Below are 17,128 nucleotides of genomic sequence, written 5' to 3'. Positions count from 1 at the left end.
AATTGAATTTTAGTATGGATTTTATCTCAAAAATTTACAACAATAGAAATAGTTATGCTGAAGTTTTTGAAGAGGAAGATATTAAGAAGATACATGTAGAAACGGCTGCAGAAAATATTCTGAAAGAGTATATCAAAAAGAAAAAATTTATACTTTTGACTGGTAATCCAGGTGATGGGAAAACTCATTTAATTAGATCTTTAAAGGAATTATTAGATGCAAATGATGCTTTTGTTGAACTTGATATAAATGAGGTCGAAGATTATGAGGTATTTCTCGATAATTTAAATGAAGCAATTAATAAGGATAGACCTTGTATAATAGCTGTTAATGAATATCCACTAATTTCTATGTTAGATCAATTAAAAGAACGGTTTCCTTATTATAAAGAAATACTGGAACTTAAGGATAATTCTGTGATTTATAACAATGATGTAAAAGTAGATAACGGAAGTTCAAAAGTAATAATTTTAGATTTGAATAGTAGAAATCTATTAAAAAAGGAAGTATTGGCCAATTCTTTAAATAGAATTATTGAAATTAGCAATGTATGTAGTGATTGTAAGTCCAATAATAAATGTGATGCACCATATAACCTCCATGCACTAAGAAACACAACAGTTCAAGAAAGGCTAATAAAAGTTTTAAGTATGCTTGGGAATACTGGAACACATGTTGTAATGAGAGATATATTAGGATTCTTTTCCTTTATTATTACTGCTGGATTAAATTGTGAAAATAGGAAGGAAGAAGATTATAAATATTTTAATTTAATGTTTAATGGAGAGAATGAATTGTTTGAAAATATTAAACAATTTGATCCGTATCATTTTTCTCATCCAGAAATTGATGAAGGTCTATGGAATGGTACGCTGAAAGAAGGATGGATATTTGACCCACCTTCAAAGAACCCTATCGATGCTAAGACTGAAGAAGAAGCAAATGAATTATTTATTTCAATAAAAAGGAAGTTCTTCTTTGAAAATAAGCAAGGGGATGATTTGTTTAAATTAATCCCAACAGAATATACTGCTTTTTTTGACTTATTAAGGCAAGCAAGTGATAGGGAATTAGATATGATAAAGCAGGTCGTATTAGCAATTAATAGATTCTTTAATCCGGACGAAATTGAGGATGAAAAATTAAAAGTTTGGATTACACATAAATATGAACTTAGGAATCATCCAGAAGTAGCAATATCAAATAAGAGTTTTTCTCTAAATGATATTGTTCTGTTAGTACCTGGTCTTCCGGACTACCTTAAAACCATAGAGTATGCTCCAGACCATTTTATTTTCAGAGTTTATGGTCCAAGGGAATATAAGGAAGCAGTTGATCTAAAAATAGATCTTAAATTATATAGGATGCTATATCTTATAAGTGAAGGATATCCTCCTCAAATAGTACCCGACAATTACAAATTTAAACTTTATCGATTTATGAATGAACTTGCATCATTCCAAAGCAGGATTCGATCAAATGAATTCACTATTAGAGACATGGCCAATAGTTATTCTTATAAATTATCTATTAGAGATAATAAATATCAACCAAAACGTGGGTGAGTAAATTGACTAACAACAGACTTAAAAGATATAGCAAGGAAGTTCTTGAACATATTGGATATGAACCGGTTTCTAACCAAATAAAACCAGTGCATATAGCGAATGGTCTTTTTCGGCATGTTATAGGAGAAGAATATAATATAAAATCATTAAATGAATGGTCTAAGAGATTTAGTCAAGGAAAAGAAGTGAATACAGCTGAGAAAATAAAAAAAGAATATGAAGATGTTTTAGACCAAGACATTACCTTGGAAGAGCTAAACGAGCTAAGATACTTTATTGAATTAATATTTAATGCAGACAATGCTGCTACGCCCAGTTTGAAATTTTCTACGTTGACAATTGCTTCTAAATCTCAAGTAACTAAAGCTGTTCAAAATGAATTTGGAATCCCTGAGTTTTTGTATAAGATATTAAATACTAAAATAAATGGTAAAGCCTCACCTTGCCTAAAATTGATAAAGGAACATCTTAATAACGAAGATGATGAAATTAGTAGACTAGCGCAGCCACTAGTAAGCATAGATAGTTCATTAAGTAAAGGATTCAGTTTAAATGACAGCGATATAGTTCTATCAGGGATAGAATTAAGGTTAAGAGAAGCTTTTGATACCATCGCATCGAATGAAAGTGAAAAAAGAAATAAATTAATTTTTTTAGAAAGAATAGTGTTATTTTCCTGCTTTGCAATAATAATTCACTTATCCTCTAGAGTGCTTGATATTTCAGAAAAATACAAAGAAGAAGATAGAATTCCTTTACTTTTTGATGCAGATGGAAAGCATGAGACTATAAAGGTTGCAAGCCAGGAGACACTTTTACTTTCTAGACTTGGGATAGAAGAGTATTTTGAGAAATCATTAGAACTAATTTTTAGAGAAGAACAATATCACATGCTTTCTATAGAAGAAGTTTTGGAGAAAATTGAAGAGACTCCATTAGCCGACAGTAGTAAAAAGAAAAACATTACTTCTGAGGACAAAAAAAGAGAAGATTATAAAAAGCTATTTATGGGATTCTATGAGCAGAATAAAAATGTTTTTGATTCATTCATAAAAGCAACTAGGTTTTTAATATTTTCTGATGTTTACTCAACTGATCCATCAATGTTTATCTCTGCATTAGGGGGGAAAATTGGTTTGTTAGCACCTAGAGCTGGAGGAAGAGGTAGAAAGAGGTTTTCACCAGACCCAATTATTCTTGAAATCATTCTCCTTAGTCTTATAAAGAAAGGTGAAAAAGTTCAACTATCTGAGTATGGAAAGAGACTGTGGGAACATTATGGGATTATTATTGGTGCTAATCCAGATGATGATCTAAAACAGTTAGCTCGATGGAACCTTAGTCAAAACATTCCTGGCGATTTAGCAGGTGGATTGACAATAAATGCTGAAAAAATAGCTGATATATATATATCCATGGGATATGCAAGAAGGTACGCAGATGGTGTAACAATACTAAGTGTTTAGGGGGAGTATAATGTCAATTCAAAGTATAATAGCTGAGTTGCTTGCTGGTACAGTTGTTAATAAGATAAGAAATGAAGCACATGGAATTATACTTATGGACTTACCTAGTTATAGCTATGAAATTTTTATAGATACATTATTATCAAAAGTAAATGAAAAAGATTTAAAGAAACCGTATATTTTTTTCGTTGGATTCACTCAAGATGAGCAACAGGAATTAAAGCGTATTTTTGGGTCAATTTCAGAAATATACTATACTGTCGAAGAGGCAGAGAAGTTTAGGCATAACAAAGATATTACTTCTACGAGAGTTGTTATAGTTAAAAGGTTTGTTCCTAAATTATCTTCATTATTATGGTTTGAAAAAGTAGAAATCAATGAGCTATATAATTCTTTGTGTGATATAGCTCAAGAAGAATTCAAATTAATTAATAATAATATTGTAAGACTATGGAAGTCTTTTAGGCATAATAGTATTAGAAGTATTATATCATTAGAAAGATTAGTGGATTATTATCAATATTTAATTCAATTAAGCGAGGATATACCCAAGCAGTCTGTTTATCAATTTTTTAGGTTAGGTTTATTAATCGATGAATCACTCTTTGAGAGCACCAATATCGAAAGTATAAGGAGTAAACTGATTGAAAACCACAGAATTGTCCAGCGTCTTCGCCAACTAGATAAAGGTGATCAAAGAGCTTTACAATCAAGTGAAATTACAGGTGGAACAAAAATAAGAGCAAATATATTAGCTTTTTACAAGACGCGCTCTAATGAAAATTTAAAAGACCTAACTTTAAAAGAGGTAATAAATTTATTAACTAATGTAAATAAACAGAAAAAGGATCGAAAAAAAGGAGGGAAACGTGAAGAGGAGAAAAAAGGTAAAGAAGATCAACCGAAAACTAAAACTCCTACTAACCCTGATTCAGTCGGTGTAGACCTAATAATTGAGCGTGAAGGGGAACAAATTAAAGATATTTTGGAACAAATAGAAGAGCATTTTAAGGTCTGGGAAAAAGGAAAGAAAGAGACGATTACAGTTGGGACAGAAAATGGGATTCAATCAAAGGTGGATTTTATTCCAGAAATTTTCAACCTTATTAATGCATTTATAGGTGAGGATTCTTTTGGAGGAATTATAAGGACAGAAGCAAAAACCCCTACAGATGTGTTGAATTCTATAAGTAAAAATAAGATATATCAATTTAGCGAAGACTATATTGAAAAAATAAGAGAAAAGCTTCAGTTATTAACTGAGGAATTTAACGAGGAAGCTACAGAAGTTTTAGCATTATTTGACTCATTTATTCAAAAAAGAAAATCAATTTCTAAATATGCATATAGATTAGCTGATTCACCTATATTGAAGATTGTAGAGTCTGATGAGACTTATAATAATTTGATCGACTATATAGATTCCTATACACTTTTTATAAAGGTATTAAGGAGTAACTTTAATAAGTTTTCATCATATAGTGCACCAGGTACAAAAGAATTAGTTGCAACAGTTAATACACTTGATATGATTTATATTCTTGGGGGAGAAAAATACCATTCAATTTTATCCCCATTAAACCCTCTTTATCTATGGAAGTATGTTGAATTAACAAGAAGACTACGTGAGACCTCTTCTAATCTAAGTGAATTAGATAAGGAGTTTTTAATACGAGCTACTGACGATATTCCAAACCCATTAATCACTGTATTCATTAGTAGCATAATTTCTAATTCAAAAGATGAGGTTATAGCAGAGGTTGGAAAGGTTGGTAGAATGCCAATATACTCCAGTGAACAACAGGTTAACCAAGTATCTGATGGGTTAGATCCGGTCAAAAAAACAATAACCAAGTTCATTAGTTTATATCCCCATAGTAAAAATGGCTTGAGAATTGCATTTATAAATCCTCCAGACTCAAAAAGTGTGCTTGAATTATTAAAAGATCAAATTAATAACCATACGTTAAGAGGAGCGCATGTAGACTTATTTAAAACAAAGGAGACATCGCAGCACTGGACAAACCTTGAAAAAGTTGATGAAAGTTTATTATCATTGTTTGGAGAAAGTAATGCATTTAGTTTGAGAATTCATTCAAAAACATATGATTTAGAAAAATTGGTGACAAAGTTTAAACCAATGCAATACCATTTGGTAGTTCTATTCGATCCAAGTAAAAGAACAGTAAGTGAAGTGAAAACTGAAAGCAGACTAAATCTAAGAATTCATCCTTTGTGTGTACCAAAGGTGTTTCAATATGATCCTATGACAGATCGTTTAGAAATAATTCCATCATCTGATGGCAATATTTTTTCTGATCATCATGAGTTAGTTGCCAGGTTAAATGATAGGCCTAGAGGGTGGCACAATACTGTAATAGCGAATACAGAAAGTATAAAAGACATACTTGAAAAAATAGTTAGCGCATCGGAATGGCTTGTCATAGCGGATTCAAATTTAAAAAATTTTGAATTAAGTACAATTGGATCGGAAAATTGTATTTACTATCAATCAGGATCTTATAGAGAAGTAGGAGTTTATTCTAAAAGTTGGGCTAAACTTACTAGTGGTATTGATAGCATAATAAGAGAAATAGGTAACTATGACCCTAAGGCTAGTTGTTTAGAATTAGTATTAAAAGAAATACAATCCTTAAATGAAAAAGGTATATTAAATATAGCATCCTTATCTACAAATCAAGCATTTGATCAAAATCATAGTAAAGGTGCTATAGGTACTGCCATTTCTTCTTTCTGGTATAAGCAAATGAATCAAGATAGTATCTTAGCGAGTCTTGATGCTGATTTAGCAAGAAAATGGTTAAGTGAGAGAGATGAAAATACAATTTCTGATTTAATAGGAATAAAAAGGGTTAATGAATCTCAAGCTGAGATAGAAATTATAGAGGTAAAAACCTATAAAGCATATACAGTTGATAACATAGTATTTGAAGATGGTACAGAGATAAATGAAATTAAAGGAGAAGCTATTGAACAATTAAATTCTGTTTACAAAATTATCCACGAAATATTCTTTGAATCTGATAAAATAACTAGTGTTTCAAGAAGAGAACTATTAAGATATCAGATATTTAAGGTTCTTCATAGCTTAGGATTAAATAAATCAAAAAAGAAGATGTGGACAAGTTTTATTAATGATCTTTTTTCAGGAAATATTAAAGTAAATATTAAATTAAGTCTTTATCATGTCTGCTTCAACGTTCAGGGTCAAACAAATAAGGAAGGTATAAAATGTGTATCTGAAAAAGACATAGTATTATATGAAATTAAAGATGATGTAATTGATAATATTTTATCAAACTGTCAAAATGATAGGGATATCCAAGTAGTAAATATTCAAAGTACTGATACAGATACTAAAAGTTTTACAGAAGAAAAAACAGTGGGAAAACATACAACGACAGATATAGGAATAGATCAAACAAAGGAAAAGGTACAAGACAAACTTATTGAGATAAATATTGGAAAGTCTGAAAAAACGATTAATCATCATAATGAAAAAGAGAGTGCAAGTAACTACTCATCAAATGATGAAGATACTACTGTCGTCATAGGAACTGCTAATAATGAAACACAAGATGATGATTTGAAAAAATTCATAGAAACAACCGCGATTGCTATCAAAAGGGCAATGAAGGACTTCTCAATAGATGTTCAGGAAGTTGATCCAACAAAAGCCCTTATTGCTTCTAGATTTGTACGCTTTAGAGTAAGGTTACGTCCAGGAGAAACACTTCAGAAAATTTTAAGAGTTCGTTCCGATATAGCTAGGGAAATTGAGGCAACCAATGAGATCTTAATAGACAATGAACGTGGTACTAATTATATCTATGTAGATGTTCCCAGAGAAGAAACTGAGTCGGTGAGTTTACTGAACTTTTTAGATATTTTACCTAAAAACGATGTTGGAAACTTAAATGTTATTTTGGGTCAGGATCCTAGTGGTGAGATAGAGTTTTTAAACATAGCAAAAGCACCGCATCTCCTTACAGCAGGTTCAACAGGTTCCGGAAAGACGATATTTTTATATAGTATAATTGTTAGCCTTATATCCCAATATAATGAGAATGAATTAGAACTTGTAATAGTTGATCCTAAACAAACTGATTTTATTTTCTTTGAAGGGCTCCCGCATTTAAGAAATGGAGAAGTCATTATTGAGGCGGAGGATGCGGTGGAAATTTTAAATGATCTAGTTGAAAATGAGTTGCCTAGAAGAACAGATCTACTTAGACAATCTAGAAACAGAGATATTTTTACCTATAATTTAAATAATCCAGACAATCATTTAAAGCCAATATTAGTTATTATTGATGAATATGCAGATTTAGTATCTGTTGCTGATCTAGAAGGTAACAAAGAGGAATTTGAAAGGAATATGATAAGGCTAGCACAAAGATCTAGAAATGTTGGAATACATTTGGTGATAGCAACCCAACGACCTAGTGCCGATATAGTAACATCTAGACTAAAGGCTAATGTACCAACGAGGATTTCCTTTAGTTTACCAGCCAATCAAGATTCTAGAACAATTCTTGATGCTTCAGGAGCAGAGGATTTACTTGGAAAAGGAGATATGTTGTATTCCCTTAATGGTAACTTAAGAAGGCTTCAAGGATTATTTATAAGTGAAGACCAACTTCAAGAGTATCTAGATAAAAAGTATCTAAATTAATAATAATAAATAAAGCCTTTTAGGAGAAAACCTAAAGGGCTTTATAGACAATAATAACTGTTTGATTTAGAGGAGCTTGAAATTGTTAATGTATACGGATACTTTATTTTTAACGGGAGAATTTATCAGAGAAAGCAAAAATAGATTTTTATGTGATGTTTTAATTAATGGGGAAATAAAGGAATGCTATGTTCCAAGTTCTTCGCGGTTGGAAAATTATATTAATTTGAAAGGGAAAAACGTATTATTAAAATTAAATAGGTCTAAGGGTTGTAGAACAAAATACTCATTATATGCTGTAAAATATTATAATAAATATGTTTTATTAAATTTAAATATGGTAAATGATATTGTTTCTTCATACTTAGTAAGGGAAATGTTGGGAAAAGAAGAACAATTTTGTATAAAAAGAGAATATAAAGTTAATGGTTATAAAGCTGATTTAATAAATATTAATCAAGATAATCATGTTAATACAATAATTGAAATAAAAGGTCTTATTTCTACAAGGCGTTCAAGTGTTTTCCCTCTTGTAAAGTCCGAACGTGCAACTATACAACTTGATCAATTGGAATCATTGATAAGATCCGGTTATTCAATTGAGTATTATATAGTAAGTTTAAGTTCTATAACTAAGGAAATAATCTTAAATAAAAAGGACGAGACATTTTATAAGAAAATTATGAGTTGTGTTAAAAACGGAATGAAACTTAAAGGATTGTCAATGGAGTATATAAATGGAGAATTTGAAATTGTACGTGAGATAAAGATAACTTATTAGAATAACATAGGGGGAAATATGAAAAATAAGATAATCTTTTTAAGTTCGAATTATCGAGATTTGTATTTAGAAGATATATATAGATCAATAGCTTTACCAAAAGGATATATTATTCCGTTTCGTTATAAATTATCAGATCTAGATAGTAATCTTAGGGATATAATAGAAAATAATGAAGTGTTAACTGGTGAAGAAGCAATGATTTTTTACTATTATAAAAGTGAAAACCAGAACCAACTTATACCAATTAGAGAATGTACTATAGTTGATATCGAAATAATTAAGGATCTAAATAAAGTGAATTTTTACCTAAGTTTAGGCGAATTTAAAGATTGCTCTAAAGAAGATATTGACTTAATTGAAGAGAGGACAAAAGGTTCGTTTCTTACAAAAGTTCCTATAAAATCACTAAAAAAAACAAGATGGATTGATCTGATAAAAAAAGTAGAGAATTATTTTCCGAAAGATGTGTTGTTTTTCCATATAGAGAGTATATGGGATGGAGATAAAAAGATTTTTGTTAATAATAGTGATAAGTTTAGAAGCCGGGTAGTGGTTAAAGAGGAAGGAAGATATTCTTTTAGACTATTCTTCTATGATATAACAGAGGGGAAAAATGAAATTAAAATTGGATATGATGATGATGTTATTCATCATAATGGTAGGTCAAAAATTGGAACTAAAATAGATTCTTCTTATCTTGATATTTTTACAAAGTTTATAGAATATAATCAGTTAAGAACTTATCTGAATTTTACGACTGAATATGAGGAAAATAAGGAATTTAATGTTAACCTAGATCTTGATATAATTAGAAAACCATATAAGAAGTGGTTATTTGGAGGTCTTACAACTCTTGGAAGCTTTTCTGCTAGTATAATAATATTTATCTTAAGAACAGACACAATAAATAATTGGTATACAATTATTCCAGTTATATTACTAGGGTTAATAACCACATACTTATATGTTTTTTTTAATAAAAAATAAGGGTTATACAGTCCAATCTTCACTCTCAATTTCAATGTGTATCCATCCATTAGGTATAATATGAAGTTTTTTATCTTTTGTTTTGACTCTGTGGTTACCTGATTCACTAACAATTAACTCAATTACGTCTGTTAATATAACTATTTGGTTATTAGGAAATGTATATTTTCTTTGTTTTTCTTCAAGTTTAATAGGTTGGCCTACTTTTTTTGACATTTGAAATCACCTCATTAGTATTAATTCATAACTTAAGTATAACTTAAACTCCCCTAAGAAAAAACTGATTTAATTATTGAAACAAGATTTGTTAAGTGTCGGATATTGTTTGTGGTAAAAGAAAAAATTAAAGCTGGAGAATACTTAAATGGATTTCCAGTTTTTTTCAATTAATTTTATCTATTATAATTTTTGAATCTAGTAATAAATCAAATTATTGGTGAATTAGAGGACACACGATATTAAAGGAGTATTTATTCCTCAGTGAGAGTATATTATTGTCTTATTACTTAGGTAGAGGTTTTTGTCAAAATGCATTACGAGTACATACTTGTTAGGGAAGGGGAATGTCCTCCTGAACAATTTTTTAACTTTTTTGATTAAGGGATAAAATAAACATGATGTTAAATCTAATTTCAGATATTTAGCATAGAAGAAGCTAGAAAATTTTACATATAAAAACTTTTTTGTAGTATAATTGTGAGGATGAAGAGCCCTATAATGAAAATCACTGAAGTAATTAACAGTTCTAATATTGTAGAAAAGAAATTATTGTTCTAATTATCGATAATTATTTGCAGAATAACATATCATGATTACCTTTACTAGTAATTCAACTATGCATTTTTTATAAGGCTGTGCTGTATTTATTTTATATTAACTTGGTTAAAAATAATGCTCTAAAGGAAGGGGATTTTTATGAATGATTTAAGTGTGAATTTCCCAGATGATATTATCGAGAGGTGTAATATTGAAGGTGTGATCGTCTCGCCTGATGTACATACCATGGGGTGGGCTTTCTTGTCAGAAAATGAAAATGATATTGTTGTATTAAGGATATATTTAATAGAGAAAAAGAGTGAAGATATAACATTTGAGTTAACCAGCGAATTGTCTGCTTTTATGTTCTCTACACGAGTTGAAATGAAAAAGTTTTATAAATATTTATTAAATATGTCTGCTTTAGAGTATATGAGTTTATTTAATGATTCAACGGCTTTTAATATTCATTAACTATTTGTTTAAGATCTATATAGTATCCTCTCAATACTGTGTAATATGACCCTCTTTTCTTAAAATATCTTGTAGATTTCTTTTAGTGTTCAAAGTGCTAGGTTATATAATACTTAAAGTCAGGAGACATCCATGAAAATCGAGAAAAAGCTTATTGTTAATTCAGATAAAGGAAATTTATTAAATGAACTAATTTCTTCTATAAATAAATGTAAACGTTATTATTTTAGTGTGGCGTTTATTAATTTTAGTGGGTTGCAGCTTTTGTTGGAGGCTTTTAAAGAAGCTGAGGATAGAGGCGTTCGTGGACAGGTTATTACGTCCACTTATTTGAATTTTACGGAAGCTAAGGCGCTTAAGAGAATTAATGAATTTGAGAATATACATTTGAAGGTTTTTGAAACTGATAAGGCAGTCGGGTTTCATACAAAAGCTTATATTTTTGAGTATGAGGATTATTATAAGATTATTATCGGTTCCTCTAACATTACCCAGAGTGCATTGAAGAGTAATATTGAGTGGAATTTGGAAATGATTGTGAAGGAAGATACAAAGTTTCTTGAGGATGTACTCAGTGAATATGAAATTTTATGGAATAGTAGTACTCAAGCGGATGATGCATTTATTGCAAAGTATGAGGACTTTTTGAGTAAGTTGAGTGATTATACTAATAATCAATCATTCATTTATGAGAAAGCAGAGTATATCACACCTAATAAAATGCAAAGACGCGCGATGGAAAATTTAGAACGGATTCGTTCCTATGGCGAAAAGAAGGCATTGGTTATTGCGGCAACTGGTACCGGGAAAACGTATATGTCTGCTTTTGATGTCAAAGCCTTTAAGCCTAAGAGATTACTATTTATTGTCCATCGCGAAGAAATCTTAAAGAAAGCGAAGGAGACGTTTGAAAAGCTCCTGCCCAATGAGAACTTATCCTTTGGTTTATTAACAGGGAATACAAAGCAAAAAGATGCTGATTATATTTTTGCGACGATCAATACGATCTCAAAATACCACCAGGATTATCGGCCAGATGAGTTTGATTATATTATTTTTGATGAGGCACATCATGCAACTAGCCCTAGCTATCAAGTGATATTTAATTATTTCACTCCACAATTTACCCTAGGAATGACGGCTACTCCAGAAAGAAGCGATCAGCAAAATGTATTTGATCTATTTGATAATAATGTAGCATTAGAGGTCCGTTTACATGAAGCACTTGATGATGATTTAGTTATTCCTTTCCACTACTTTGGGATCACAGATATCGAAGAAGTGGATTTGAGCGACGTGGATATTGATGATGTGGCTGAAATAACGAAGCGATTAAAGGTCAATCAACGTGTTGATTTTATCATTGATAAAATGAATTTCTATGGCTTTGACGGTCTAACAAGAAAAGGACTTGGATTTTGTGTAACCGTTGAGCATGCTAAATTTATGGCTGAGGAATTCAATAGGAGAGGCTACCCAAGTGTTTGTTTGTCCGGGGAGGATAATTCAGATAAACGTACAACATTTATTAATAGGCTAGAAGATGAAAATGATGAATTAGAGTTTATCTTTACGGTCGATATCTTTAATGAGGGTGTTGATATTCCTTCTGTTAATACAGTCCTTATGCTGCGACCTACAAACTCACCAATTGTTTTTATTCAGCAGCTAGGTCGAGGACTACGTAAATATAAGGATAAGAATTTCCTGACAGTGCTAGATTTTATCGGTAACCATAGTAAAACCTTCTTGATTGCGATCGCGTTAAATGGAAGCCGCTATTATGATAAGGAAAGTTTGAAAGTGGCAATTGCTACAGGCTTTGCTAATATTCCAGGCTGTACGCATATCCAGATGGATAAAATTTCGCAGGAACGAATCTTAGCACAAATTGATAAGGAAAACTTTAATTCATTACAGTATTTGAAGGAAGAGTATTTCGAATTTAAGAAAATGAATAATGGTCATATTCCTTACTATTTAATGGATTATATGAAGTACGATGGTTCACCTAATCCGATTAAATTTATTGATCGAGAGAAAACGTACTTGCAGTTTGTTGCCAAGGTAGAAAAGAATGAACAGTTGAAGAATTTGCTATTAAATGATTCATTTGAAGGGGCCTTAAAAGAACTATCTAGTAAGCTTCCACTTAAACGAGTGTATGAATTTGTGATAGCGAAATATTTATTAGATCATGATCAGCTTTCTTTAGACGTTGCCAAACAGGAGATCTTGAAGCATGTGAAGGATGTGGATGAGGATAGTATTTTGCATGCATTTGAATGCTGGAATCAAGATTACTACGATCCAGCTCAGAAAAAGCGGAATTTCAAATTATTCTCACTCACGAATAATCAGTTGACGAAAACACCACCTTATCAACGTCTTTTAGACAATGAGAATTATAGACATTTTATAGAGGATATCATTCATTATGGGATATTCCGCTATGAAAAGGAATTTAAAGAAGAATATTATGGTGTTCCTCATTTCAAGCTATATGAACAATATCAAATGGCTGAAGCTGCTTTACTTTCTAACTATCGGAAGAGTCACAGTGCTTTTAGAGGATCAGGTTTGCTAGCGAACGGAAATGATTACTTCTTGTTTATTGATTTGCATAAGGAAGCGGATATTAAGGACAGTATTAATTATCACGATGAATTTATTAGTGAGCGTTATTTCCAATGGCAAACACCGAATAGTACGGCGCCAACATCTGAACGAGGAAAAAACATCGTCTATAATAAGGATAGAGGAATCTCGCTTCATTTATTTGTAAGGAAATATAAAACGATTGATGGAAAAACCGAACCGTATATTTATATTGGTAAAGGAAATACGGTAAAGTTTGAGGGAGAAAAGCCTATCACAGTGAAGATGGAACTTGAACATGAAGTTCCGGCTAGTTTGTATACGGAGTTTACGAAAAAAGTATAGATACTAAGGGAAGTAATTATTCACTTCCCTTGTTTTTGTTTACTTGGCTAATAATGCATCAATGGTCGGTACATCAGCTGGTGCCCATTCCAATGCTCTTAAGTCCTTAAGGGGTACCCACTTTAATTCAGCATGCTCGGTTGCAATCGGAGTACCATTTGTAATTTTGGCTTTGTATGTAATTAGATTAATAATGAAGGTAGGGTACTCATGTACGATATCTGCTACTAATGTTCCCACTTCAATTCGACATTCAAGTTCTTCTTCTATTTCTCTCACTAATGTTTCTTCAGGTTTTTCACCTTCTTCGATTTTTCCTCCTGGAAACTCCCATAGGTTCGGTAATGTCATTTCAGGAGAGCGTAGAGCGCAGAGGATTTCGCCTTTTTCGTTTTCCATCACGGCCCCAACGACTTTTACTTTTTTCTTCATGCTTCATACATCCTTTATCGTTTTTTCTTTGTCTATAATATCATATCTAAAGGAAATATCTTTAGGTCGAAAGGAAAATTGTTATAGGTTGGAATGAGCACTGCCCTCTACAGTTACTAGTGGGGCAGTGTTTTTCCTTGACTGTTTTCATAAGGATTGTTGCTAATGCCTGAGTAAAAAAGAGACAGCTTTTTTGCTGTCTCCATTATTCAACTAAAGGCCTTGATCGTTTAAGTGCATTTCTTTACAAATGGAGTTTGCATATTTCATAAATCTTTCATTTTTATATTTGAATCAAGTATATTTTTATACTCCGATTCTTCATCAAATACTAATCCACTATCACAAAATACAACAAAGTCTTTGAAAGAAGTTTTAATTTCTTCAATCAATTCATCTGCAGGGATAGATAATTGGGAAGGGTTATTATGTTCTTCTGAATGAACAGAATCTAAAATAAGTCTATAATTTGCTCCATCTTTTAATATTTTAAACGTTGTTCCGTTATCTAATAAAGTAATATCAAACTCATCTTCTTTTTCACGCTTAATAACTATTCGAGCGAAATCATCCCATGTAAAAAGTAAGTCATCAGTTCCCTCTATGTCATTGAGGAATATTTTATTATCATAGACAATTTCTATATAACCATTAAGATACATTCCATCCTCATAATCAAGGTACTTTTGAGCAGCTTTTTTAGCTTTTGGATGATCAATTGGTAAATACTCTCTAATCTCTTGGGTAGAGTAACCAAACTCTGGGATAAAGTTACTGATATAAGTATTTATTTTTAGTTTTGACATTGAGTGACCTCCGATTACCTACTTTTACTCTGCAGGATGCGCTACTAACCTTACTAAAAAAATGAAGCCATTGGAAGAGGTACCCTAGATGAAAAGTTTTTCAATAATAATCTTTGCTCTTTCATCTAATTGGGAAGGTAATTCAGTGATAGGAAAATAGGCTAAGTCCAAACTTTCGCCGTCGTTCATGGCTAGTTCGCCACTTATCCCCTCTGTTTGGTAAACACATATTACGTTATATACTTCATCACCATTAGGATACTTATAATAAAGTTCCTTACCAGATAGAATATCAATAAAATGAAAACTCTTTGCTTTTAACCCTGTTTCTTCAAACAGTTCACGTTCAGCAGTTTGCTCTAAAGTTTCACCAATTTCCATCACTCCACCGGGCAACCCCCATTCTTTTGTATCGGAACGGTGTTGAAATAAAACCTCTTTTTTATCATTCATCACTATAATTGTTGAACCAACTAAAATAACTGGTCTGCTGCCAATGAGATCTCGTATTTCCTTTACGTATCCTGTCATATTCCATACACCTCTATAGTTTATTCTTAGAATTTTAGTAAACTTATCCCTTTACTCTGACTATAAGAAGTTCAACATAAAAGGAGTATAATCCTTCTTTTACTAATACTGTTCTTTAGCTACATAGGAAAAAGACTCAATCGTTTATTGATTGTAAATAATGAAATGGTTTGACGCTTTTGTGTCCGTACTAGACTATTTGAGTATCATTGGTAGCCCTTTCATTAAATCTCTAATAGCTATTTGTATGTTTTTGTAATACTGTTTAATTATGGTAAACAAAAGATTTTTACAGATGCTGATGAACTCGCTTGCTGATAGTGGAAAGATGAGGCAGTGGAAGCAGCATTTCGTGAAAAAGTAAGCAATCATTCATAGAGGAGTGTTAGTATGATTTATTCATGGGAAACAAGCACAACGGAAATAAAAGATTATGTGTTTAAGATATTAGAGCAAATAAAGGAAAGTTTGGGAGATAATTTTAAGGGGTTTTATCTTCATGGTTCATTAGCTATGGATGGATTTACTCCACAATCCAGTGACATTGATTTTATCGTTGTGACTGAAGAACCACTAGCCTTTGAGATTAAAAAAGAGTTCGTCGATTATTTCCTGTCCATTTCCGGAAAACCATTTCCAGTTGAAGTTAGCTTTTTAACCAAAGAACAAATTAAGAATTGGCAGCATCCTTGTCCGTATGATTTCCATTACAGTGAAAAGTGGAGAGATCGATATGAAGAGAAGGCAGACGACTATCTGAATAAAGCGGACTTGAAAAATCCGGATTTAGCCGCCCATATCACGATTCTCCATAGACGAGGGATTTGTCTTGAGGGAGCGCCGATTGAAGAAGTATTCCTAGAAATTCCCCAAAATGACTACCGTTCATCTTTACTGGCAGATTATCAGGAGTGCCTTGTTAACATAGAGAATGATCCAAAATATTGTGTGTTAAATATGCTTAAGGTGTATTGGTATTTAAAAGCGGGAATCATTACTTCCAAGCAGGAAGCCGGTGAATGGGCTATTAACACACTGCCTAAGAACATAGCTGAAATGGTACAAAAAGTGATGGAAGGCAGGAGCCCAGAGAAAAAGGAACTGCTGGAATTTACAGAGTACGTAGATACAAAGTTGAATCAGTAAATAGGTCACCTGTTCATTATTTGTTTAGTGCCTATCCGTCTGAACCGACGATACAGGTATTCATCTATGATTACTTCAACACCATGTGCAGAAAGATTTAGTTGAATTTGAAGATATCTGCGATGAATAACTAAATGAGCGGTAGTTGACTCAATTCCGTACAGTACCCTTTCATAAACTACAAGAATAAAAGTATAAATAATGATGAAGCCATACCTGTCTATAGAGGCAGCTATGGCTTTTTTTTATGCAAAATAATAGTTTTTGATTGTTCATTAGATTTATAAAAGTGTTTAATGCTTTGATTTAATCTCGTTCAATTTATAGAGCGAGGATTTCATAGAAGGATGAGCTTTTATTTAAAGGGTTGGGTTCTTTTAAGTATTCGAACCAGCACTAAAAAACATTTATTTAAACTGTGATATTTGTATATTAATATAATTGTTTCCAATAATTACAGTAGTAAAAATAGTTAGAAAATTATTAGAATTAAGTTATTATAGAATATATTAGAATATTTATTTTTTTAAAATAGTATT

Annotated in this window: 12 protein-coding genes; 8 read left to right on the top strand and 4 right to left on the bottom strand. The window is 31.5% G+C overall.

Translation table 11 applies throughout. The annotated features are described in order from the left end of the window. Positions 1-2 precede the first annotated feature (2 nt). From AC4G3K_RS01990 to AC4G3K_RS01970, 5 genes are all read left to right on the top strand, one after another. Entirely contained in the window at positions 3-1,565 is a 1,563-nt protein-coding gene (locus AC4G3K_RS01990; protein ID WP_491132286.1) for an ATP-binding protein, read from the top strand. 5 nt (positions 1,566-1,570) lie between these two features. Further along, entirely contained in the window at positions 1,571-3,034 is a 1,464-nt protein-coding gene (locus AC4G3K_RS01985) for a hypothetical protein (RefSeq protein WP_491132285.1), read from the top strand. A 10-nt stretch (positions 3,035-3,044) separates the two neighbouring features. Continuing rightward, positions 3,045-7,730, top strand: coding sequence for an FtsK/SpoIIIE domain-containing protein (locus tag AC4G3K_RS01980; RefSeq protein ID WP_491132284.1), 4,686 nt, complete (start codon positions 3,045-3,047; stop codon positions 7,728-7,730). Positions 7,731-7,818: 88 nt separating this feature from the next. After that, positions 7,819-8,511 carry a DNA/RNA nuclease SfsA gene (locus AC4G3K_RS01975; protein WP_491132649.1) on the top strand — a complete coding sequence of 231 codons (693 nt, stop codon included), beginning with the start codon at positions 7,819-7,821 and terminating at the stop codon, positions 8,509-8,511. Positions 8,512-8,529: 18 nt separating this feature from the next. Beyond that, on the top strand, positions 8,530-9,501 hold the full coding sequence (locus AC4G3K_RS01970) for a hypothetical protein (protein WP_491132283.1): 972 nt from the start codon (positions 8,530-8,532) through the stop codon (positions 9,499-9,501). Between the two features lie 3 nt (positions 9,502-9,504). Here the strand turns inward: AC4G3K_RS01970 and AC4G3K_RS01965 are convergent, their stop codons facing one another. Beyond that, positions 9,505-9,717 carry a hypothetical protein gene (locus tag AC4G3K_RS01965; protein WP_491132282.1) on the bottom strand — a complete coding sequence of 71 codons (213 nt, stop codon included), beginning with the start codon at positions 9,715-9,717 and terminating at the stop codon, positions 9,505-9,507. Positions 9,718-10,416: 699 nt separating this feature from the next. Here AC4G3K_RS01965 and AC4G3K_RS01960 point away from each other — a divergent pair. After that, positions 10,417-10,731: a hypothetical protein gene (locus AC4G3K_RS01960; RefSeq protein ID WP_491132281.1), complete on the top strand. Its 315-nt coding sequence runs from the start codon at positions 10,417-10,419 to the stop codon at positions 10,729-10,731. Positions 10,732-10,863: 132 nt separating this feature from the next. Further along, positions 10,864-13,674: a DEAD/DEAH box helicase gene (locus AC4G3K_RS01955; RefSeq protein WP_491132280.1), complete on the top strand. Its 2,811-nt coding sequence runs from the start codon at positions 10,864-10,866 to the stop codon at positions 13,672-13,674. 39 nt (positions 13,675-13,713) lie between these two features. On the opposite strand, the gene AC4G3K_RS01950 is transcribed toward AC4G3K_RS01955, so the two are convergent. The 3 genes from AC4G3K_RS01950 to AC4G3K_RS01940 all read right to left on the bottom strand — a co-directional run bounded on the left by AC4G3K_RS01950 (position 13,714) and on the right by AC4G3K_RS01940 (position 15,443). Continuing rightward, on the bottom strand, positions 13,714-14,106 hold the full coding sequence (locus AC4G3K_RS01950; RefSeq protein ID WP_491132279.1) for a (deoxy)nucleoside triphosphate pyrophosphohydrolase: 393 nt from the start codon (positions 14,104-14,106) through the stop codon (positions 13,714-13,716). Between the two features lie 266 nt (positions 14,107-14,372). Further along, positions 14,373-14,912 carry a hypothetical protein gene (locus AC4G3K_RS01945; protein WP_491132278.1) on the bottom strand — a complete coding sequence of 180 codons (540 nt, stop codon included), beginning with the start codon at positions 14,910-14,912 and terminating at the stop codon, positions 14,373-14,375. Between the two features lie 84 nt (positions 14,913-14,996). Then, positions 14,997-15,443: an NUDIX hydrolase gene (locus tag AC4G3K_RS01940; RefSeq protein WP_491132277.1), complete on the bottom strand. Its 447-nt coding sequence runs from the start codon at positions 15,441-15,443 to the stop codon at positions 14,997-14,999. Between the two features lie 390 nt (positions 15,444-15,833). Between AC4G3K_RS01940 and AC4G3K_RS01935 the strand changes: the two genes are divergently transcribed. After that, positions 15,834-16,589 (top strand): aminoglycoside adenylyltransferase domain-containing protein, encoded by a 756-nt coding sequence (locus AC4G3K_RS01935; RefSeq protein ID WP_491132276.1) that lies wholly within the window; start codon positions 15,834-15,836, stop codon positions 16,587-16,589. The last annotated feature ends 539 nt before the right edge of the window (positions 16,590-17,128 follow it).

The sequence above is a fragment of the Bacillus sp. z26 genome (assembly GCF_058313635.1).
This window is presented reverse-complemented; position numbering and strand designations above follow the sequence as displayed.

What these genes read in the sequence shown, in the direction of transcription:
- AC4G3K_RS01980 (WP_491132284.1), top strand. Translation starts at nt 3,045, where the DNA reads ATGTCAATTCAAAGTATAATAGCTGAGTTGCTTGCTGGTACAGTTGTT.
- AC4G3K_RS01975 (WP_491132649.1), top strand. Translation starts at nt 7,819, where the DNA reads ATGTATACGGATACTTTATTTTTAACGGGAGAATTTATCAGAGAAAGC.
- AC4G3K_RS01970 (WP_491132283.1), top strand. Translation starts at nt 8,530, where the DNA reads ATGAAAAATAAGATAATCTTTTTAAGTTCGAATTATCGAGATTTGTAT.
- AC4G3K_RS01965 (WP_491132282.1), bottom strand. Translation starts at nt 9,717, where the DNA reads ATGTCAAAAAAAGTAGGCCAACCTATTAAACTTGAAGAAAAACAAAGA.
- AC4G3K_RS01960 (WP_491132281.1), top strand. Translation starts at nt 10,417, where the DNA reads ATGAATGATTTAAGTGTGAATTTCCCAGATGATATTATCGAGAGGTGT.
- AC4G3K_RS01955 (WP_491132280.1), top strand. Translation starts at nt 10,864, where the DNA reads ATGAAAATCGAGAAAAAGCTTATTGTTAATTCAGATAAAGGAAATTTA.
- AC4G3K_RS01950 (WP_491132279.1), bottom strand. Translation starts at nt 14,106, where the DNA reads ATGAAGAAAAAAGTAAAAGTCGTTGGGGCCGTGATGGAAAACGAAAAA.
- AC4G3K_RS01945 (WP_491132278.1), bottom strand. Translation starts at nt 14,912, where the DNA reads ATGTCAAAACTAAAAATAAATACTTATATCAGTAACTTTATCCCAGAG.
- AC4G3K_RS01940 (WP_491132277.1), bottom strand. Translation starts at nt 15,443, where the DNA reads ATGACAGGATACGTAAAGGAAATACGAGATCTCATTGGCAGCAGACCA.
- AC4G3K_RS01935 (WP_491132276.1), top strand. Translation starts at nt 15,834, where the DNA reads ATGATTTATTCATGGGAAACAAGCACAACGGAAATAAAAGATTATGTG.